The sequence below is a fragment of the Phenylobacterium sp. genome (assembly GCF_031425575.1).
Lineage (GTDB): Bacteria > Pseudomonadota > Alphaproteobacteria > Caulobacterales > Caulobacteraceae > Phenylobacterium.
Genome location: NZ_JANPJP010000126.1, coordinates 1 through 20668 on the forward strand (window position 1 = coordinate 1; position 20668 = coordinate 20668).

16 protein-coding genes, 1 tRNA gene and 1 pseudogene are annotated in these 20668 nt (G+C 67.6%); 9 read left to right on the forward strand and 9 right to left on the reverse strand.

The annotated features are described in order from the left end of the window. The 8 genes and pseudogenes from RMO97_RS07175 to RMO97_RS07210 all read left to right on the forward strand — a co-directional run. On the forward strand, positions 1–1042 hold a 1042-nt coding region (locus RMO97_RS07175), incomplete at its 5' end, for a phosphate acyltransferase (RefSeq protein WP_310539928.1). A 135-nt stretch (positions 1043–1177) separates the two neighbouring features. After that, a complete protein-coding gene (locus RMO97_RS07180; RefSeq protein ID WP_310539929.1) occupies positions 1178–3112 on the forward strand; it encodes a TetM/TetW/TetO/TetS family tetracycline resistance ribosomal protection protein in 1935 nt (644 codons plus the stop codon). Between the two features lie 310 nt (positions 3113–3422). Beyond that, positions 3423–5525: a TonB-dependent receptor domain-containing protein gene (locus RMO97_RS07185; protein WP_310539930.1), complete on the forward strand. Its 2103-nt coding sequence runs from the start codon at positions 3423–3425 to the stop codon at positions 5523–5525. 662 nt (positions 5526–6187) lie between these two features. After that, positions 6188–7099: a MotA/TolQ/ExbB proton channel family protein gene (locus RMO97_RS07190; RefSeq protein WP_310539931.1), complete on the forward strand. Its 912-nt coding sequence runs from the start codon at positions 6188–6190 to the stop codon at positions 7097–7099. 5 nt (positions 7100–7104) lie between these two features. Further along, the gene (locus RMO97_RS07195) at positions 7105–7536 is read left to right on the forward strand and encodes a biopolymer transporter ExbD (protein ID WP_310539933.1); all 432 of its coding nucleotides are present in this window, start codon (positions 7105–7107) and stop codon (positions 7534–7536) included. A gap of 9 nt (positions 7537–7545) precedes the next feature. Then, positions 7546–8244 carry an energy transducer TonB gene (locus tag RMO97_RS07200; protein WP_310539934.1) on the forward strand — a complete coding sequence of 233 codons (699 nt, stop codon included), beginning with the start codon at positions 7546–7548 and terminating at the stop codon, positions 8242–8244. 291 nt (positions 8245–8535) lie between these two features. Next, positions 8536–8612: transfer RNA gene (locus RMO97_RS07205), tRNA-His, on the forward strand. A gap of 105 nt (positions 8613–8717) precedes the next feature. Continuing rightward, a pseudogene (locus RMO97_RS07210) lies at positions 8718–8993 on the forward strand (isochorismatase family protein); the annotation flags it as partial. 119 nt (positions 8994–9112) lie between these two features. On the opposite strand, the gene RMO97_RS07215 reads toward RMO97_RS07210, so the two are convergent. After that, complete coding sequence (locus RMO97_RS07215; RefSeq protein ID WP_310539938.1) at positions 9113–9931, reverse strand: flagellin; 819 nt, start codon at positions 9929–9931, stop codon at positions 9113–9115. Between the two features lie 447 nt (positions 9932–10378). Here RMO97_RS07215 and RMO97_RS07220 point away from each other — a divergent pair, with 447 nt between their 5' ends. Continuing rightward, positions 10379–11836, forward strand: a complete 1458-nt coding sequence (locus tag RMO97_RS07220; protein WP_310539940.1) for a carotenoid oxygenase family protein — start codon at positions 10379–10381, stop codon at positions 11834–11836. A gap of 140 nt (positions 11837–11976) precedes the next feature. On the opposite strand, the gene RMO97_RS07225 is transcribed toward RMO97_RS07220, so the two are convergent. The 8 genes from RMO97_RS07225 to RMO97_RS07260 all read right to left on the reverse strand — a co-directional run. Continuing rightward, positions 11977–12780 carry a DUF1295 domain-containing protein gene (locus RMO97_RS07225; RefSeq protein ID WP_310539942.1) on the reverse strand — a complete coding sequence of 268 codons (804 nt, stop codon included), beginning with the start codon at positions 12778–12780 and terminating at the stop codon, positions 11977–11979. Position 12781: 1 nt separating this feature from the next. After that, positions 12782–14002 (reverse strand): acetyl-CoA acetyltransferase, encoded by a 1221-nt coding sequence (locus RMO97_RS07230; RefSeq protein ID WP_310539944.1) that lies wholly within the window; start codon positions 14000–14002, stop codon positions 12782–12784. Positions 14003–14072: 70 nt separating this feature from the next. Then, complete coding sequence (locus RMO97_RS07235; protein WP_310539945.1) at positions 14073–15131, reverse strand: SO2930 family diheme c-type cytochrome; 1059 nt, start codon at positions 15129–15131, stop codon at positions 14073–14075. Next, positions 15128–16354 carry a parallel beta-helix domain-containing protein gene (locus RMO97_RS07240; protein ID WP_310539946.1) on the reverse strand — a complete coding sequence of 409 codons (1227 nt, stop codon included), beginning with the start codon at positions 16352–16354 and terminating at the stop codon, positions 15128–15130. Before RMO97_RS07240 ends, RMO97_RS07235 begins: the two co-directional genes overlap by 4 nt. A 144-nt stretch (positions 16355–16498) precedes the next feature. Further along, entirely contained in the window at positions 16499–17248 is a 750-nt protein-coding gene (locus tag RMO97_RS07245) for an aminoacyl--tRNA ligase-related protein (RefSeq protein WP_310539948.1), read from the reverse strand. A 188-nt stretch (positions 17249–17436) separates the two neighbouring features. After that, a complete protein-coding gene (locus tag RMO97_RS07250; RefSeq protein WP_310539949.1) occupies positions 17437–18633 on the reverse strand; it encodes an acyl-CoA dehydrogenase family protein in 1197 nt (398 codons plus the stop codon). A gap of 94 nt (positions 18634–18727) precedes the next feature. After that, complete coding sequence (glcF, locus tag RMO97_RS07255) at positions 18728–19945, reverse strand: glycolate oxidase subunit GlcF (RefSeq protein ID WP_310539950.1); 1218 nt, start codon at positions 19943–19945, stop codon at positions 18728–18730. Continuing rightward, a partial coding sequence (locus RMO97_RS07260) for an FAD-linked oxidase C-terminal domain-containing protein (protein ID WP_310539952.1) occupies positions 19946–20668 on the reverse strand: 723 nt, incomplete at its 5' end. It lies immediately after the preceding gene.

Genomic DNA, 20668 nt, shown 5'->3' on the forward strand with positions numbered 1-20668 from the left:
CGCCTATCGCACCGAGCTGGAGCGGTTCGTCTACCGGTCGGGCCAGTTGATGCGGCCGATCTTCGAGGCCGCCCGCAAGGCCATGAAGAAGGTCGCCTATGCCGAGGGCGAGGACGACCGCGTTCTGCGCGCCGTTCAGACGGTGGTGGACGAGGGCCTGGCCCGGCCTGTCCTGGTGGGGCGCCGCGAAGTCATCCTGGCCCGCATCGCCACCCTGGGCCTGCGCATGAAGCTCGACACCCATATCGAGATCCTCGACCCCAACCAGGACGACGAGCTCCTGGCGCCGCTGATCAGCCGCTACCAGTCCCTGGTCAGCCGCCGGGGCGCGCCGCCCGCCGCCGCCGCCCGCCGGGTCGAGCGCCGGCCCTCGGTCACGGCGGCCATGCTGCTGGAGAGCGGCCAGGTTGACGCCGCCCTGGTGGGCGGGTCGGGCGACTGGTGGCAGCACATGACCTATGTCATGCCCATCATCCCACGCCGGCCGGGCATCGACCGCATCCACGCCCTGTCGGCTCTGATCACGCGGGAGGGGGTGCTGTTCATCTGCGACACGCACATGAACCCTGATCCCACCGCCGATCAGATCGCCGAGATGACCCGCCTGGCCGCCGACACGGTTCGCGGCTTCGGCATCGAGCCGAAGGCGGCGCTGCTTTCACACTCCAGCTTCGGGGCCTCCAATTCCCCCAGCGCGCGGAAGATGCGTCAGGCCCTGGCCCTGCTACGCGCCCAGGCGCCGGAACTGGAGGTGGACGGCGAGATGCACGCCGACGCCGCCCTGCTGGAGTACCAGCGCAATCGGCTGGTCAGCGATTCCCGCCTGAAGGGCGCGGCCAACCTGCTGGTCATGCCCAACCTGGACGCGGCCAATATCAGCCTGACCCTGCTCCAGGCCTCCACCAATGCGCTGCTGGTGGGGCCCATGCTGCTGGGCATGTCCAAGCCGGTCCACGTCCTGACCCCCAGCGTCACGGCCCGGGGGATCGTCAACCTGACGGCGCTGGCCGCCGTCGAGGCCAGCACCGGCGGCGCGCCGTAGCCAAGATTTCGATTGCCCCAGAGAACGGGGTGATCTGTACTGAGAGACGAGGCCACCGCCCCAAGGAGAGACCCATGCGCCGACCCTTCATGACCATCGAGACGGGATTGACCCTTCAAGAGGACATGGGGCGGAATGCGGACTTTAAACTTGGGAATCCTGGCGCATGTCGACGCCGGTAAGACGAGCCTGACAGAACGGCTGCTATACGCAGCCGGCGTCATCGACGAAATCGGCAGCGTCGACGGCGGAAACACCCAGACCGACTCCCTGGATCAGGAGCGGCGGCGCGGCATCACCATCAAGGCGGCTGTGGCGGCCTTCGTCGTGGGCGAGGTGGCGGTCAACCTGATCGACACCCCCGGCCACCCCGACTTCATCGCCGAGGTGGAGCGCGTGCTGAGCGTGCTGGACGGCGCGGTGCTGGTGGTCTCGGCGGTGGAGGGGGTGCAGGCCCAGACCCGGGTCCTGATGCGAACGCTGCAAAGGCTGCGCATCCCCACCCTGATCTTCATCAACAAGATCGACCGGCGCGGCGCCGATCCCGAGCGGGTGCTGCGGTCCATCACCGAGCGCCTGACCCCGGCCGTCGCGCCGATGGGCGTTGCCCGCGCCGCCGGCGAGCGGGACGCGGCCTTCGTTCCGTTCGGCGCCGGCGACGCCGAACGGCTCTCCGAGCGTCTAGCCGAGCAGGACGAGGCGCTCATGGCCGACTATGTGGGCGGCGCGCCGATCTCCCCTGGGCGTCTACGCAAGGCGTTGCGGCGGCAGACGCGGCAAGGGCGGTGCCACCCGGTCTTCCTGGGCTCGGCAATCACTGGGGCGGGGACCGAGGCGCTGATGGCGGGGATCACCACCCTGCTGCCGGCCGCCGAGGGCGACGGCGAGGCGCCGGTCTGCGGCACGGTCTTCAAGGTGGAGCGCGGGCCGGCCGGGGAGAAGATCGCCTATGCGCGGCTCTTCTCCGGCACGATCCATGTGCGCGATTGGCTGACCTTTGGCCAGGACCGGACAGCCAAGATCACGGCCCTCAGCGTCTTTGATCGCGGCCCGGCGGTCGCCACGGACAGCGCGGCGGCGGGACAGATCGTCAAGCTCTGGGGCCTCGCCGACATCCAGATCGGCGACAACCTCGGCGTCCCGCGAACGGGCGGCCCGACCCACCACTTCGCCCCGCCCACCCTGGAGACGGTGATCTATCCGCGCCATCCGGGGGAGGGGCGGGCGCTGCACGCGGCGCTCGTCCAACTGGCCGAGCAGGATCCCCTGATCAACCTGCGCCAGGATGACCTGCGCCAGGAACTTTTCGTCTCTCTCTATGGCGAGGTGCAGAAGGAGGTGATCGGCGAAACCCTAGCCAAGGACTACGGCGTCGAGGCGGAGTTCCGCGAGACCCGGGTGATCTGTATCGAGCGCCCGACGGGGGTAGGGACCGCCATGGAGCAGGCCCCCTATCCCTTCATCGCCACCATCGGCCTGCGAGTCGAGCCGGGCGTCGTGGACAGCGGCGTGGAGTTCCAGCTGGAGGTCGAGTTCGGGTCCCTGCCGCTGGCCTTCCACAAGGCGGTGGAGGAAAGCGTCCGCGAGACCCTGGGCCAGGGCCTGCACGGATGGCGGGTCACCGACTGCAAGGTGACCATGACCCACGGCATCCGCTATCGGGACTGGGCCACCAGCACCCCATCGGAACACCGCAACCTCACGCCCCTGGTGCTGATGGCCGCCCTGCAGCGGGCCGGCGTCCAGGTCTGCGAGCCGGTCCACCGCTTCGGCCTGGAGATTCCCGCCGATGTGCTGGGACCCATGCTTCCGGTGCTGGCCAAGCTGGGCGCCGCGCCGGGCGTTCCGGAGATGCGCGGCCCGGCCTGCTGGCTTGAGGGCGACATCCCCGCGGCCAGGGTCCATGACCTGCAGCAGCAACTACCGGGCCTGACACGCGGGGAGGGGGTGCTGGAGGCGGCCTTTGATCACTACCGGCCCGTCCGCGGCGAAACTCCCAGCCGCCCGCGCACCGATAACAACCCCCTCAACCGCAAGGACTACCTCACGCGGGTGGCGCGACGGGGATAGGGCGACACAAATCCTTCTCCCCTTGCGGGAGAAGGTGGCCCTGCGGAGCAGGGTCGGATGAGGGGTCGATAGACCTATCGGGTTCGGACGTTACCGTCCGCGCGGAGAGGGGAGCGCGACCCCTCATCCGTCGGGCCTTCGCCCGACACCTTCTCCCGCAAGGGGAGAAGGACGCGAGGTTGAGGATCTCATGGCCGCATGCTCAAGACAGCAGCGTCTTCGACGTCTCAGCGCTCCAAAACCAAAACCACTTGAGTGGTGTTATGATATAACATAGTGGAACTTCCGACCTGCTTCCTGGAGTTCTCCCATGCGCGCCAAAACACTCCTTCTCGCCGCCGTCGGCGTGTCTGCTCTCTGCGCCGGCCAGGCGATGGCCGAGGATGCGGGCGGCCCCACGGTCTCGGAGCTGGTGGTCACCGGCGCGCCCTATGCGGTGTCCCTGGACAGCGCCACCACCCACATCAACATCATCACCCAGGAGCAGTTGGCCACAGCGCCGCCGGTGGGGATCGGCGACCTGCTGAACGGCATGCCCGGGATTAGGTCCACCTCCTACAGCCCCGGCGCCAGCCGGCCGATCATCCGGGGCCTGTCGGGCCCGCGTGTCATGATCCTGCAGAACGGCGTCGGCCTGGTGGACGCCAGTTCGCTGTCTCCGGACCACGCCGTGGCCTCCGATCCCGGTGACGCCTCGCGCATCGAGATCCTGCGCGGCCCCTCGACCTTGGCCTATGGCGGCTCGGCCATCGGCGGGGTGGTTAACATCCTTGACGAGCGTGTGCCCTCGGCGGCGGCCCAGGGTGGCGCGGACGGCCATGTGTCCGCCTCCTACGGTTCGGGGGATGATTCCTATGCGGTGTCCGCGGGTCTCAAGGCGGGGCAGGGGCCCTGGGTCATGGCCCTGGACGCCGTCCGGCGCGAAAGCGGCGATTACGACACCCCGGTCAATCCGGTCTCCACCCGGTACGAAGCCGCCAACGGCGTCACCGCCCTGCCAGACCGCGCCGTCCGCAACACCTCGGTGGACCTCACGGCCTATGGGGCAGGGGTCTCCTATGTCGGCGACACCGGCTTTATCGGCGCCTCTATCAAGCGCACCGAAACCAACTATGGCGTCCCGTTCCCGCAGATCGTTCAGGTGGGCCCGCCGCCGGAAGAGGGTCCGGTCTTCATCGACCTGAAGCAGACCCGCTACGATGTGCGCGGCGAGACGATACTGGACCAGGGGCCCTTCGAGACGGTCCGCGTGTCCGTCGGCTATGCGGACTACGAACACCAGGAGATCGAGGTCGACACCGGCGCGATCGGAACCACCTTCCTGTCCAAGGGGGCCGAGGGCCGGGTCGAGCTGGTGCAGCGCGAACGCGACGGCTGGAAGGGGGCCTTCGGCCTCCAACTCCTGGGCCGTGACTTCCAGGCTCTCGGCGGCGAGGCCTTCATCCCAGCCGTTGAGATCGGCGAGCGGGGCGCCTTCATGCTGCAGCGCCTGGACCGCGACGCCTGGGGCGTGGAGGGCGGGCTGCGGATCGACACCCGCACCCTCGAGGCTGATCTCCGGGGCCGTCCCACCAGCGACGCCGCGGCGGGCTACGGGATCGACTGGACCACGGCGTCGGGCAAGCAGGACTTCACCAACGCCTCGGCCTCCGTCGCCGTCTTCTGGCGGCCGGCTTCCGCCTGGTTCCTGGGTCTCAGCGTGGCGCACAACGCCCGGGCTCCCACCGAGTTCGAGCTCTTCGCCGATGGACCGCACGGCGGCACAGGGTCCTATGAGATCGGCGACCCCACCCTCGACGCCGAGCAGGTCACCTCCCTGGAGGCGACGCTTCGCTGGACCGGCCAAAACGGCAAGGTCGAGGCTCACCTCTACCGAGCCGCCTACCAGGGCTTCATCGACGAGGCGCGCACCGGCGACATGGTGGACGACTCCGGGGCGCTTGATCCGGCCGGCGAGCTGCCGGTGGTGCGCTTCATCCAGTCCGACGCCACTTTCTACGGCGGCGAGCTGGAGGGGACCTACGACGTCTGGCGCCATGGTGACGGCGTCCTGGCCCTGCAGGGCGCCTATGACTACGTCCACGGCCAGACCGACAGCGGACCGCCCGCGCGAATCCCCCCCTATTCGGTGACGGGGCGCGTCCTGTGGACCGCGCCGCGCGTGGAGGGCCAGGTGGAGGTTCGCCATGTCGGCGAGCAGGATCGCATCAGCGCGTTCGAGCCGCCCACCGACGCCTACACCCTGCTGAGCGCCCGGGTCTCTTACCGGCCTCTGGCCGATCAGGACTTCAGGGTCTTCCTGGATGGCCGCAACCTGACCAACGAGGAGGCTCGCGAGCACGCCTCCTTCCTGAAGGACATCGCCCCGTTGCCGGGCCGCACACTTCGCGCCGGTATCACATACAGCTTCTAGGCTGAGGTTGGCCGCCCTCCTGGGCGGAGGTGTCGCGCGTGCAACGGACGCAGCCCCAGGCGGCGGCCTCGACTGTGGCCGGCGGGCCATGACGGTCGACTTCAGCCGACGACTCGTGCGGATGGGTCTTGACGCCTGAGCCCCAGACTCCCATTTCCCGAGCCGTACCGCGACCTGACCGAATTTCAGGCGTGAAGACCTCCGGGCTGTTCGGCGACCGTGTTATTTCAAGACCCATGTTCCGCCGAAAATGCTGCATTGCAGCGCAGAAATTCCCTCGCTAGTAGAAAAACGATCAGGATTACTTGTGGATCGCGTTGTGCGGTGCAGCAATACCGTATCGTCTATGGCGCCGGTATGGTTACGCTTGGCGGTAAGCCCCCTTGACGCTTGGAAAAGGGGTTGCCAAAGCACCCCTGCCGCACGTCTAACATAGCGGTAAGACTTCAACTTCCCCTCGGGGCAGGCGAGGTCGCTCCCGTCCACGGAACACGAGGTCGCCAAATGGCGGCGCGGGTTACGGGTCGGGCGCAGCGATTGCGGCTCCGTCGTTCCTCTCGTGGTTACGAGCGGGACTGCGGGCAATTTCAATTGGGGTGGACACGCTCTCGCGCGACGACCCTCGGTCCAAACGTGCTAGACCAATCAGGAACTGGCGACAGATGCTCGACAACAAACGAACGACTCCTTTCATCGCTCTCTTCGGCGCCCTGGTGCTGATGACGAGCGCGCCGGCGTTCGCGCAGGATGCCGCCGCACCGGCCGCCCCTGCTGCTGACGCCGCCGCTGCGGCTCCCGCCGCTGCTCCGGCTGACGCCGCCGCCGCCGCTACCGCTGCTCCGGCCGCTCCGGCCGAAGAAGCTGCTCCGCCCCAAATGGAAAGCGCTGGCAAGCTCAGCGTCATCCAGATGGCCATGGACGCTGGCCTGGTCGTTAAGGTGGTCATGATCGGCCTGGTGCTCTGCTCCATCTTCTCGTGGACACTGCTGGTCACCAAGCTGCTCGAGTATGGCGCTCTTAACCGCCAGACGGACCGCTTCCTTGAAGCCTTCCGCACCGCCAAGACCATCAACGACATGGGCCGTATCGGCATGTCAGACGAATTCGAAGGCAACCCGCTGGCCGATATGGCCGCCGCGGCCGCCCAAGAAGTCGAACTGTCGCGCCAAGCCGGTCTGGCCATCAACGGTACTCACCGTGACGCGGTCATCCACCGCGCCGAGAACGCTGTCGCCGCCGTCCAGGCGTCGCTCGGTGGTCGTCTCTCCAGCGGCATGCAGTTCCTGGCCTCGGTCGGTTCGTCCGGTCCGTTCATCGGTCTGTTCGGCACCGTCTACGGGATCATGACCTCGTTCATCGGGATCGCGAACACCAACACGACCAACCTGGCCGTCGTCGCCCCCGGTATCGCCGAGGCGCTGCTGGCCACCGGTATCGGCCTGTTCGCCGCCATCCCGTCGGTTATCTTCTACAACTACTTCCAGACCCGCATCTCCGCTTACGGTGCGCGTACGGAAGGGTTTGTGGCTGAGCTGATGAACGGCATCTCCCGGCAGCTCGACAAAGGGGCCTAAGCACCATGGGCGCCAAACTCTCAGGTTCTGGGGGTGGCAGGTACGCCGTGGAAGCGAACAGCGAGATCAATGTGACGCCCTTCGTGGACGTCATGCTGGTCCTCCTGATCATCTTCATGGTGGCGGCACCCATGGCCGCCGTAACGGTGAAGGTCGCACTTCCCAACGCGGTGGCCCCGCCGTCTACCAACCCTCCCAAGCCGGTCTACATATCCATCCAGGAATCCGGTCGTCTTTTCATTGGGGACATTCCCTCTGACATCGCGACCCTGGGTGATGACCTGCGGAAGAACATCGGCAACAAGCGCAATCCGGAGAAAGAGCGGATCTTCATCCGCGCCGACAAAGGGGTCCTCTACGGGGACTTCATGGGCGTGATGAACCAGCTCCAGGACAACGGGTTTTATAGCGTGGCGCTGATCGGCGAAGATAAGTAGGGGTGGAGCATGGCTGAAGACATCACCCACCCCGGGCACAACCCCTTTGATCCGCCGCGTAAGAAGCGCAACAACGGGGTGACTGCCGCCATCGTTGGCTCTGTCATCGTCCACGGTGTGGTCGGCGTTTATCTCTGGAAGGCTAAATTCCAGTCGGAGTTCAAGGAGTACTCGGACGAAGTTACGGACGTGGCGATCATCAAGCCCGCTCCGCCTCCGCCCCCGCCTCCGCCGCCTCCGCCGCCGAACACCCCGCCGCCGCCGCCACCCAAGCTGCAACCGCGGCCTCCGGTCAACGTGCCGGCTGATATGCCGACGATTCCCCCTCTGCCGGTTCCGCCGGTCGAGAAGCGGATCGAGGAACCGAAGCCCCCGGCTCCGGCTCCCGTGGCGCCTCCGCGCCCCTCGGTCATCAGCAACCCTGACTGGTCGCGTCGTCCCAACGCCGAAGAGTTGGCCCGGTACTTCCCGGACCGGGCTCAGCGGATGAACGTGGAGGGCCGCGCGACGATCAGCTGCACGGTCACCGCGCGGGGCTCGCTCGAGAACTGCTCGGTGGTGTCGGAAGATCCGCCGGACTACGGCTTCGGCGAATCCACCTTGAGGGCTTCCAAGCTCTTCAAGATGAAGCCGAAGACCCTGGACGGCGCCCCGATCGAAGGCGGTACGGTTCGTATCCCCCTTCGCTGGGTTCTACCGAAGGGCTGAGCCTAAGGGCTCCCCTGCAAGAACAGATTGGCCCCGGAGGTTCGCCTCCGGGGCTTTTCTTTGCGCTATGCTGGGCCGATGACGGCGCGGGGGCCGATCGACGGGAAGAGAGCTCGCGTCTGGTCAATCGCAGGGCCGTCGGTGAGGTGGAGACCAAATGCTGCGGGGATTGCGCCGTGCGCCTCACCTCGGGGCAGACCTTGCCCGGACGCTGGCGATTTAGGGCCGCGCTGCGGTCGCCCGCCGCTTGATCCCGGCGCCACGCCCGACTAGAACACGCCTTCGCGATGCGCCGCCTTAGCTCAGTTGGTTAGAGCGCCGGTTTGTGGAACCGGAGGTCCTCAGTTCAAGCCTGAGAGGCGGTACCATCGCGCTGCCGCCGTCCTGACGGCTTCCCCTCACGCGGCCAGCGGTGGCCAGGGGAGCCTGCTGAAAGGCTCTGGCGAGTTCCTGGTTCGGCCACCAGCGCCTTCTTTCCATATCGATCGACCCTGCCGCCGGTGATGGAGGCGCGAAGGATCGACACCGTGCTGGTGATCGGGACACTGACCAGCATCTGCCGCGATCCGCGGCCCGCGATGCCCTGCACGCTGGGACTGCGGGTGATCATGGTGGCCGATGGCGCCGCCGCCCGCCGGGACCAGAACCACAACGCGGCTCTCTGCAACGTCTACCGCAGCTTCGGTGGCGTTCGGCCCGCCCAGGAGGTCCCGGACCTGATCGGGGTCTGTGCAGCCGTTCGGGATTGAAGGCGACGAAGGGGGCGTGCGGCAGGTCGCTCCCAGGGGGCAGCCGCGACGCGCAGCAAAAAGGGGAGGCCTCTTGCGAGACCTCCCCTCCTTACACGTACTGGAGTTGTGGTGGGCGCTTAGCGGAAGAGGCTGAGCAGACCCGAAGACGAGCTGTTGGCGATCGAGAGCGCCTGCACGCCAAGCTGTTGCTTGGTCTGCAGCGAGGTCAGTCGCGCGCTTTCCTTGGCCAGGTCGGCGTCGACGAGGTTACCCACCCCGGCGTCGATCGAGTCCTGGAGCTTGCTGACGAAGGTCAGGTGAGCGCCGAGCGACTTGGAGCCCGTACCCATCTTCGACAGAGCGGTCGAGACCGTGGAGATCGCTGTACCGACGGTGGCGATCATGGCTGCGGCCGTCGTCTGGGTCGAAATCGAGCCCGTGCTCAGGCTGATGCCGGCCAGGGACAGGTCCTGGGCCTGGACCGTGATCTTCGAGCTGCCGTCGTCATTGGCCAGGGCGGCGATGGTGGTGCCGGTGGCGCTGATCATGTTCACGCCGTTGAACGTGGCGTTCGAAACCGACTTCCCGATCTGGTCGCGCAGAGCGTTGAAGTCGTCGTTCAGGGCGGTCCGCGACGCCGTATCCAGGCTGGAGTCGGAGGCCGCCAAGGCCTTTTCCTTCATCTGCAGAAGCAGATCGGAGACGGCTTCGCCACCGGCGATGGCCACGTCCACGGTCGACTGCGAGCGCTGAAGGGAGTCCTTGACCGCGTTCAGGGAGCCGGAGGTGGCGCGCTGGTTCTGGGCGATGGCCCAGATGGCGCCGTTGTCCTTCGCCGAGGCGATCTTCTTACCGGTGTTGATGCGGTTTTGGACCGTCATCAGCTCGGAGCTGGTCTGGTTCAAGTTCTGAAGGGCGACCATCGCCCCGACGTTGGTATTGACGCTATTCGGCATCTCAAAAAACCCCACTTTTAGGTTTCGTTCACCGTTTTGGTGACCGCAAGCATTTTTGCTCTGTCACCGTTGTAGTGGGGCAGGGTTTTTGAATCGTTACGCGAAGATGTCGGAGAAATGAATCTAGGGAATACTCTGGCTGTTCCTTAAGTTTGATTCACCAAAAGTCATAACGAACGGCGGCAAGAGTCTATGGGGGTGCGGGCGTCCGACCCATGACTCTCGTGCGATTCAGCGAGACTCCACCTCGGCGGGGCGTACGGCGTGTTAAGCATGTCGGGGAGGATACGCCTGATTTTTTTCTCGCCGGGGCGCGAGATTCTTTTCCGGCGCGGCTCAAAACGCCTGAAATTGCCCCTACGGCGCCCTCGCTCCGGCGTGGCGACGCCGCTAGGGTCGCCCGATGGCCCCGTCTGAGAAGGGCCCCGCAACCGAGGACGCGCAATCATGAAGGTCGAACGGCTTCCGCCTGTCGTCACCAGCCTGCTGCCCAGCAACCATCCCTATCTCAACGGGGCCTGGACACCGCTGCATGAGGAGGTCAACGCCACCGACCTGGAGGTGACCCACGGCGCCATCCCCGCCGACCTCGATGGCGTCTACCTGCGCAACACCGAGAACCAGGTGCAGCAGCCCCTGGGCCGCTTCCATCCCTTCGACGGCGACGGGATGATCCACCAGATCGAGTTCCGGGACGGGCAGGCCAGCTACCGCAACCGCTTCGTCCGCACCCGCGGCTTCGAGGCCGAGCAGGAGGCGGCCGGTTCGCTCTGGGGCGGCCTGGCCGACCCCGTCCAACTGGCCAAGCGTCCGGGCTGGGGCGCGCACGGCTTCCTGAAGGACTCGTCTTCCACCGATGTCGTGGTCCACGCCGGCAAGGTGCTGTCGACCTTCTATCAGTGCGGGGAGGGCTACCGCCTGGATCCTCTGACCCTGGAGCAGGAAGGCCTGGAGAGCTGGGTGCCGATCGACGGCGTCAGCGCCCATCCCAAGGTGGATGAGGCCACCGGCGAGCTGATGTTCTTCAACTACTCCAAGCACGCCCCCTACATGCACTATGGCGTGGTGGGCCCCGACAACCGGCTGAAGACCTACATGCCCATCCCGCTGCCGGGTCCGCGCCTGCCGCACGACATGGCCTTCACCACCCACTACTCGATCCTCAACGACCTGCCGGTGTTCTGGGACGCCAAGCTGCTGGAGCGGAACATCCACGCGGTGCGGCTGCACGAGGGTGTCCCCTCGCGCTTCGCCATCGTCCCGCGCCACGGCGGCGAGATCCGCTGGTTCGAGGCGGCCCCGACCTACGTCCTGCACTGGCTGAACGCCTATGAGGAGGGCGATGAGATCGTGCTGGACGGCTATTTCCAGGAAGACCCGACGCCGGAGCCGAACCGGGAGGCGCCCCCCGGCTTCGAGCACATGATGGCCTATCTCGACGAGCACCGGTTCAAGCCCAAGCTGCACCGCTGGCGCTTCAACCTCGCGACGGGCGAGACCACCGAGGGCCACCTGGACGACCGCATCCTGGAGTTCGGCATGATCAACGCCCGCTATGCCGGGCGGAAGTACCGCTACGCCTATTCCACGGTGGCCGAGGTCGGCTGGTTCCTGTTCCGCGGCTTCGTGAAGCACGACCTGGAGACCGGAGAGAGCAGCGAGTTCATGCTGCCCGAGGGTGTCTATGCCAGCGAGGCGCCCTTCTGCCCTCGCATTGGCGCGGTGGATGAGGACGACGGCTACCTCGTCAGCTTCCTCACCGACGAGAACGCCGGGACGTCGGAGTGCATCCTGCTGGACGCCAAGGACATCGCCGCCGGCCCGGTCTGCCGCATCAAGCTGCCGCACAAGCTGTGCAGCGGCACCCACGCGGTCTGGGCGCCGAGGGATATGCTGAGCGCCTAGCGTTGGCCTCTTTCCTCCCCTGCGCAGCGGGGGAGGGGGACCATGCGTAGCATGGTGGGGGGCGAGACTGAGGCTGCCCCTTCCACCACCCTTCAGGCGGTCCCCCTTCCCCGTAAACGGGCAGGAAAGATCGGACTGCGCTACCTCACCACCTTCTTCGGCGGCATCGGCACAAAGCCCGAGGTCCGCGCCACATAGGCCTCGTAGTCCGGGCGCTTGCGGCGCATGCGGCCCTCGACCGTTGGCACGCCGCTCCACTTGGTGAGCAGGAAGGTGATCAGCACCGGGCCGACGATGGAGGCGGCCCCCACCAGGCCCGTGTCGGCGGCGATCAGCCACAGGCCCCACCAGGCGCAGGCGTCGCCGAAATAGTTGGGGTGGCGGGTGTAGCGCCACAGGCCGGTGTCCAGCACCTTGCCGTTGTTGGCGGGGTCGGCCTTGAACCGGACGAGCTGCCAGTCGCCGACGCTCTCGAAGGCTATGCCCACGACGGCCAGCGCGACGCCGGCCCAGGCGAGGGCGCCCAGGTCGGTGGTGGTTTGGATCTGGCCCAGCTGGACGGGCAGGCAGACCACGAACTGCAACGGCATCTGCAGGGCGAAGACCAGCAGCAGGGAGGCCTTGGGATAGTCCCAGCCGCGCTCCAGCTTGGCCTTGCCCATCATGGTGGCGTAGCGGCGGTCAGCGCCATGCTTGCGCCAGCGCCAGAGCAGATAGACTCCGAGCCGCATGCCCCAGATGGCGCAGAGCCCGGTCAGCAGGGCCGCGTGCGGCCCGCGTCCGCCGGTGATCAGGTAGCTGGTCCAGGCCATCACCACCATGCCCAGCGGCCACCAGCTGTCGATGAAGCTCGGGTCCTGGATGCGGATCGAATAGAGCCACAGCGCGATGAACAGGGCGGCGGAGACCCCGGCGTTCAGCAGCAACAGTTGCGAGATTTCCATGTTAGATCCCCACCACAAGGCTGACCGTGGTGGTGGTGGAGCCTCCGATGTTCAGGGTCTGGACGGTTTTCGCGCCCTCCACCTGATAGTCGCCGGCCTTGCCGGTCACCTGTTTGTAGGCGTCCAGAGTCATGCGGACACCCGTGGCGCCCACCGGATGGCCGCCGCCGATCAGGCCGCCGGAGGGATTGATCGGCAGGCGGCCGCCGATCTCGATGGAGCCATCCTCCACCGCCTTCCAGGCCTCGCCCGGCGCGGTCAGGCCCAGGTGCTCAATGGCCATGTACTCGGTGGTGGTGAAGCAGTCGTGGGTCTCCACGGCGTGAACCTGGCTGAGGTCGTCGATGCCGGCCCGGGCGCGGGCCTCGTCGATGGCCCGCTTGACCTGCGGGAAGACATACGGCTCGCCCGCGCTGGCGCGCACCTTGCGGTCATAGCTGATGGGAGCTGACCGATGCCCCCAGCCCTTGATCTGCGGCAGGCTCTCCAGGGCCACGCCGCGCTTGTCGGCATAGTCCTTGGCGGCCTTCTCCGAAGCCAGGAAGACCACGGCCGAGCCATCGGTCACCTGGCCGCAGTCGTTCTTGCGGATCATGCCCTCGACGACCGGATTGGCCGCATCGTCGTCAGTGAAGCTCTTGTCGTTGAAGGCCCAGGCCCGCGTCTGGGCGTTGGGGTTCTTGCGGCCGTTGGCGAAGTTGATCTCGGCGATGCGCATCAGGTGCTCGTACTTCAGCCCCCAGCGGCGATCGTATTCCTCGCCCAGGTCGGAGAAGGCCTTGGGCCACAGATAGGTGGCGTCCTGGAACTCGTGCCCGGCCCAGGCAGCGGCGCCCAGGTTCTGGGCCGCCTGTTGGCCTGAGACGTTGCGCATCATCTCCAGCCCCACGACGCAGGCGGTGTCATAGCGGCCGGCCTCGATCTCGGCGGTGGCCGCCAGGATCGCCACGCTGCCCGAGGCGCAGGCCGCCTCATGGCGCGAGGTGGGCATGCCGTCGAAGCCGGGGTGAACCAGACCGAAGAACCCGCCCAGCAGGCCTTGCCCTGCGAACAGGTCGCCGACGAAGTTGCCGACGTGGCCTGTGTCGATGTCCTTGGGCTCCAGGTCCACGGCGGCCAGGCCCTCGCCCACCACCTCGGCGAAGGCGTCGGCGAAGTCCATCTGCTCGCGCGCCCAGTTCTTCGAGAAGTCGCTCTGCCAGCCGCCCAGGATGTAGACCATGACCTTCGTTTCCTCTTGGGGCGCTCTTGCCGTCGCCCTGTGGCGACGAGAGGCCTCCCCGGGGTGGGTGTCAACGCGAAGCCGGAAGGCTCCGTAGATAGTCGGCGACCAGCGCCACGCCGTCCTCGTCCACCAGGGAACGGCCTAGCTCCGGCATCATCACGCCCGGTTCGCGGGACTTCATGCGGTGCAGCAGGATGGAGGTTTCAGGACGGCCCGGATCGATATCGAATTCGAGGCCGCCGGACCCGCGCCCCGCCGCGACCGGCCGCCGGCGGACGCCCAGGTTGGCCGGGTCGGTCTCCTCCAGGTGAAGGAAGAGCCCGGAGTTGCTCGCCATGCCCTCGGGGTTGTGACAGTGGCCGCAATTGCCGTCGAGATAAGCCCGCGCCCGCTCGGCCAGGGGCTCGGCCGGGTCGTTCCAGACCGCCGTGCGGGGCGCCGTGCGTGGGGTGGGTGCTCCGGCCAGCAGGCCCGTCCTCGTCCAATGGGCCAGTTGGTTCTCGCGGCGCGACCCATAGGCAAGTTCGCCATTCAGGTTGCGCGCCTTGGGACCGATGGGCGCCAACACCCCGGAGAGGGAATGGCACTCCTTGCACTGGTTGGTGTTGGGGACCGCGTAGTCGATGGTCAGCGGCCTGCCGGCGCGATCGATCACCGAGACTGGCAGCCGCGCCCCGGCGCGCTTCAGCACCGCCTGGGTTTGCTCTGGGTTCCAGACATAGGTCAGGGCCACCCAGCCCTGGGGCTTGTGGATCAGCAGGCGGGTCTCGATGAACCGCACCTGGTCCCCCGGTTTCCGCAGGTCGGCGGGGTAGGCGAAGGTCTTCACCAGGGTCGCGCCCACCGGGAAGGCGAGGGCGCCCGTGGCGGCATAGGTCGCCTGGGTTCCCGGCGGCAGGAAAAGGAAGCGGGACTTTTCGGAGTGGTCGCTGAACAGTGGGGTGTTCAGGGCATAGGGCGTCAGGCCGGCGTTGGGAGCCCGCCCGCCTTGATCGGTGAACAGCCGGTAGGCGTCCAGGTTCTGCGCGGGCGCCTCGGCCAGCAGCGCGTCCAGCGCTACGGGCGCGGGCTTGGGCGCCGCCCCAAGCGACAGGACCGCCGCCAGCAGAGCGGCGAGACGGATCATGGGGCGGGCTTGTCCTGGCCGGCCGGCAGCACGACGGCCGCACGCTCCGGCAGGCCCGGCGAGCCCAGGGTGGCGGTGACCGTCGGCTTGGCGGCCTCGACATCACCGGCCTTGGGCAGGTTCAGGTTCAGCACCGGACCATCCTTCAGGTACAGGCGCGGGGCGGGGCCGTCGTAGCCGGCATAGGTGGCGACGCCGTCCCACAGGATAGGTGGCACAGCGCCGCCCATGGCCGCGGCCAGCATCTTGCCGCCGGGCAGGCCCGGCAGCCAGCCGTTGCGCCCCAGCCGGTTGTCCCGCACCACGATGTCCCGCGGCAGGGGATTGTAGCTCTTGTCGTCGAAGCTGCGGCTGAAGGCGATCAGCATCACGGCGCTGGTCTGGTTGCCAGAGATGTCGTTGTCGAACACGTGGACGTCGCGGTTGGCCATCAGCATGATCCCGACGCCGACCGGCACACTGGCCACGATATTGCCCTTCGGCGCGAAGTTGGCCGTGTCGTTGTCCACCACCTTGTTGCGGTAGATGCGGGTGGAGTGGCCGCCCATCACCGGCAGGCCGGGCAGGTCGAACACCAGGATGCCGCCGGTATTGTGGGTGGCGACATTGTCGAACACGTCGGCGTCGGTGGAGTTCTCGATCTCGATGCCGGCGACGTTGAACTCCGCCAGGCTGTTGCGGACGATGATGTTCTTCGACTGGCCGACATAGATGCCGGCGTCCGAAGCGCCGCGCACGGTGACCTTGTCGATCAGCACATTTGTGGAGGAGACTGGATAGACGCCGTAGGCGCCGTTGGTCTCCTTGGGGCCGCCGGTCCACTGCACCGTCAGGCTGACGAAGCTGATGCGGTCGGCGCCCTTGGATTTGACGCCATCGCCCTTGCTGTCCTGCAGGGTCAGGTCGCGCACCGTGACGCCGTCCGAGGTGATCAGCAGGCCCTCGCCCGCGCCCTTCTGGCCGGCGAAGGAGAGCACCGTCTTGTCCTGCCCCGCGCCGGTCACCGTGACGTTGTCGACGTCCAGGGAGAGGCCGTCGGTGAAGTCGAAGCGGCCGGCGGCGAGGGACACCACATCGCCGGGCTTGGCGTCGAGCAGGGCGGTCTGCAGCCGCTCCTGGGCGTCGGGTCCGGGGGCGACGGTCAGGGTCGCCGCCTGGGCCGTCGAGGCCAGCAGCACCGCGGCCAGGGTCGCGCCCCACACCGCCGGTTTTGAATAGGCCATGACTTTCCTCCACCCGGCGGCGCTCTCACGGGCGCCGCTCTCTGGGTACGGAGAATGGGCCAAGACGGACGCCTTGTCAGGGCTGACCCAAGGGAAGCGGGGCGAGGTTTTTCCCCGGCCGGCGCACCGGCCGGGGCAGGGCGCCTAGCGGCCGTCGGCGACACACCAGTTGTAGACGCAGCGGTCCAGGCCGATGGCGATCTCCAGCACCAGGACGGCGACCTCGCGCACCTCACCGCCCTTGGTGGGGAAGCGGGCGGCCTGCGGGAAATCGGTGCGCCGGGAGATGGAGCAGACCTCCATCCACTTGTCGCCGTTGTCGACCTCCACATCCCTGGTCACCTGGGAATAGGCGGGCAGGCGATCCGACGGCACGATCCGGGTGGGCAGACGCACCATGGCCTCGATCATGCGGCGCACCGGCTCCAGGCTGGCGGCGTGATAGTCGTTGGCGGTGTCGGCGGTGTAGGCGCACTGGAACTCCATCTGCCAGAATTCCTTGAGCCGCATGTGCTTGCTCACCTGGTCCTGCTCGCGGCGGAACGACTTGCCGGACTGCCAGATACACAAGGGCATGCGCACCTTGGCGTGGCTGTTGAGCAGATGGGCCATGTAGGCGTAGGTCGAGGGCGTGGTCTCCGGCCGCAGGACCAGCTGGGCCTCATGCTCGCCCACACGGTCGATGAAGAAGATGTCCTCCGGCCCGTAGGCGTCCGACACCAGCTCGCGCGGCGTCAGCTGCGGCGCCTCCACCCGGCGGATGTCCCAGGCGGGATTGGCGCCCGTCAGAAAGGCCGAAACCTCGGCGGCGAAGTGGGCCTGCATCATGTCGCGCAGGCGGATCTCACGGTCGGTCCAGTGGACCAACCCATTGGATTGATAGAGGGAAAGCACGGCGGCTCCTCCGAATAGATTTGGGAATGTCAGGCGGTGGTTTCACGTCCCCGGAGCGCCCGGGAACGGCTCAAGCCTGATCCCGCGGTCTATCCGAAGACGCGCAGACCTCGGCCGCCGCGGGCGTTCAGCACGCTCCGCAGGTCGGTCATTGCAACAGTGGCGGTCGAGGTGGCCATGGCGGCGCTTTAGGCGTCGGGCAGACCCAGGATCCGCTTGGAGATGATGTTGTTCTGGATCTCATAGGATCCGCCCGCGATCGTCCCGGACTTCACCCGAAGGAAGGCCCGCGCGGCCGCCAGTTCCTCGGCGCTGAACTCGTCGCCCGCCCAGGCCAGGCCGTTATAGCCCATGGCCTCCACCACCATCTCGGCGTGGTTCACATTGATGCTCGAGGAGGCGTTCTTCATGATCGAGGTGGCCGCGCTGGGGCCGTTCTGGTTGCGGGCCTCCAGGGCCACCCGGGCGTTGGTGAGCTGATAGGCCCGGGCGTTCATATCCTGCTCGATCAGCCGGGTTCGGAAGTCGCGGTCGGCCAGCCGGCCGGTGGCGTCGACGCCGATATATTGCTTGGCGATCTCGCGCAGCGCCGCCGGATTGTTCCGCGCCGGCGCCCCGCCGCCACCCGACAGGCCATTGCGCTCGTGCTGCAGCAGCCGCTTGCCCACCGTCCAGCCGCCGTTCAGCGGCCCCACCAGGTTCTCCTTGGGCACCTTCACATCGGTGAAGAAGGTCTCGCAGAACGGCGATGACCCCGAGATCAGCAGGATCGGCCGCGGCTCGACGCCGGGGGTCTTCATGTCGATCAGCAGGAAGCTGATCCCCTCATGCTTCTTGGAGGGATCGGTGCGGGTCAGGCAGAAGCACCAGTCGGCGTACTGAGCGCCAGAAGTCCATATTTTTGAACCATTTACGAGGAAATGATCACCCTTATCCTGAGCTTTGGTCTGCAGGCTGGCGAGGTCAGATCCCGAGCCCGGCTCGGAATAGCCCTGGCACCAGCGCAGCTCGCCGCGGACGATCGGCGGGATGTGGCGCTGCTTCTGTTCCTCGGTGCCGTACTCCAGCAGGGTGGGGCCGAACATCATCACCCCCATGCCGCCGATGGGGTTCCAGGCGCCGACCGCGGCCATCTCCTCGCGCAGCACCCGGGCCTCGGCGCTGTTCAGGCCGCCGCCGCCATATTCCGACGGCCAGGTGGGAACGCCCCAGCCCTTGGCGCCCATGCGCTCCTTCCAGAGCTTGTAGTCGCCCTCGACGGCCACCGGCGCCTCGGCGGCGGCGATGTCGCTGCGGTTCCTCAGGGACGGGGGGAAGTTCTCCGCCAGCCAGGTCTTGGCCTGGGCGCGGAAGGCGTCGAGATCGGCGCCGCCAAAATCAGCCATGGTCGTTTCCCTAAATGTCTTTGCGCCGACGTGGTCGAGCCCGCCCGCTTATCGCGACATGAGACTGCCGCAGCGGCAGGCTGTCAACGGCGAGTCAGGGCCGGGTGACCTCGTCGACGGCCTCCAGCCAGTGCCGGACAGGGGCGGTGGAGTCGGGGGCCAGGTGCATCCAACAGCCGATATTGGCGGTGTAGATGGCCGCCGGCTGGTGGGCGTTGAGGTTGGCCAGCTTGGCGTCTTTGAGCTTTCCCGACATCTCCGGCTGCAGCAGCGAATAGGCGCCGGCCGAGCCGCAGCAGATGTGGGCGTCGGCCACAGGCTGGGGGTCGTAGTCCAGGCTGCGCAACAGGGTCCCGATGGCGCCGGTCAGGCGCAGGCCGTGCTGCAGGGTGCAGGGCTCGTGGACGGCGATGCGGGGCTCGGCCGGCTTACGACGGGCCGCCAGGTCGGCCACCGACAGCAGCTGGACCGGATCGCGCACCAGGGAGGCCACGACCCGGGCCTTCTCGGCATAGGCTGGGTCGTCGCGCAGGACGTCGGGATAGTCCTTGATGAAGGCCGCGCAGCCGCTGGAATTGACCACCACCGCCTCGGCGCCCGCCGCGATGTCGGGCCACCAGGCGTCAATATTGGCGCGCGCGGCCGCTGCGCCCTCGTGCGGCGCGTCCAGATGGAAGCTGACGGCCCCGCAGCACCCGGCGCGGGGGGCTTCGACCAGGCTGACCCCCAGGCGGTCGAAGACGCGGGCGGTGACGGCGTTGAAGTGCGGGGCCGCCGCGGACTGGGCGCAGCCGGTGAGCATCAGCATCCGGCGGACGTGATGCGGGGCGGGGCGCGGGCCAGCTGGGATGCGCGGGGTGATCTTCGCCTGAAGTGTCTGGGGCAGGATCGGGCGGAGGAGACGGCCCACGGTCAGCGCCGCGCCCAGCAGGGCCGCCGAGCGGGTCACCCTGCGGATCACCGTCCGCGCCAGCCGCTCGGTCCAGGGCCGGCTGACCTCACCTGCCACCGCCTCGCGACCGATATCGTAGAGACGGTGGTACTGGACGCCGGAGGGGCAGGTGGTTTCGCAGGCCCGGCAGCTGAGGCAGCGGTCGAGATGCTTCAGCGTCGTCTGGCTGACCGGCTGGCCCTCAAGCGCCTGTTTCAGCAGGTAGATGCGGCCGCGCGGCCCGTCGAGCTCGTCGCCGGTGATCTGGTAGGTGGGGCAGGTGGCGTTGCACATGCCGCAGTGGACGCAGGCGCGCAGGGCCTGGGCCGCGATCTCGCCGCCGGTGGTGCCGGCCAGGGGGGCCTGGATGACGGTCTTCATCTAGAGGCCCTCGTACATGGCGCCAGGATTGAAGATCCCCGACGGGTCAAGCGCCGCCTTCACGCGCCGGTGCAGGTGGAGGACGCCTGGGGCAAGCGGTTGGAAAGCCTCGCCATTCGGCGCCTGACCTCGGAACAGAGTGGCGTGGCCGCCGAGCCTGGCGGCTCGCTCCCAGACGGCCGGATCGACGGCCGGCGCGGTGAGCCAGCGCTGACCGCCGGCCCAGTCCCAGGCCGTGGTCTCGAACCCCTCCGCCGAACCCGTGGGAGGCAGGGAGACGCGCCACAGGACGGCGTCCTCGAACACCGGGTGGGTCATGTGGCGGAGGTTGTCCCAGGTGTCCAGCGGCTCTTCCTCGCCCCCCAGCTCGGCCCGCGTCGTCGTGACACCCGCCTCGCCGCCGGAGAGCCGCAGGTGCAGGCGGCGCCCGTCATGGAACGCGCCCGACAGGGGAAGGGGGCGGCCCATCAGTCCGGTCACCCAGGTCCGCGCCGCCTCGCCCGCCATCTCGAAGACCAGGGCCAGTTCCGCGCGCGGTCGGGGCGTCACGCGCAGGGAGACGTCCAGGATCGGGCCGAAACAGCCGAGGGAGCCGGCCATCAGCCGAAAGGCGTCAAAGCCAGCCACGTTCTTGAACACCGTGCCGCCGAACCGCAGGACCTCACCCTGAGCGTTCATCAGCCGGGCGCCCAGCACATAGTCGCGCAGCGGACCCACGAAGGG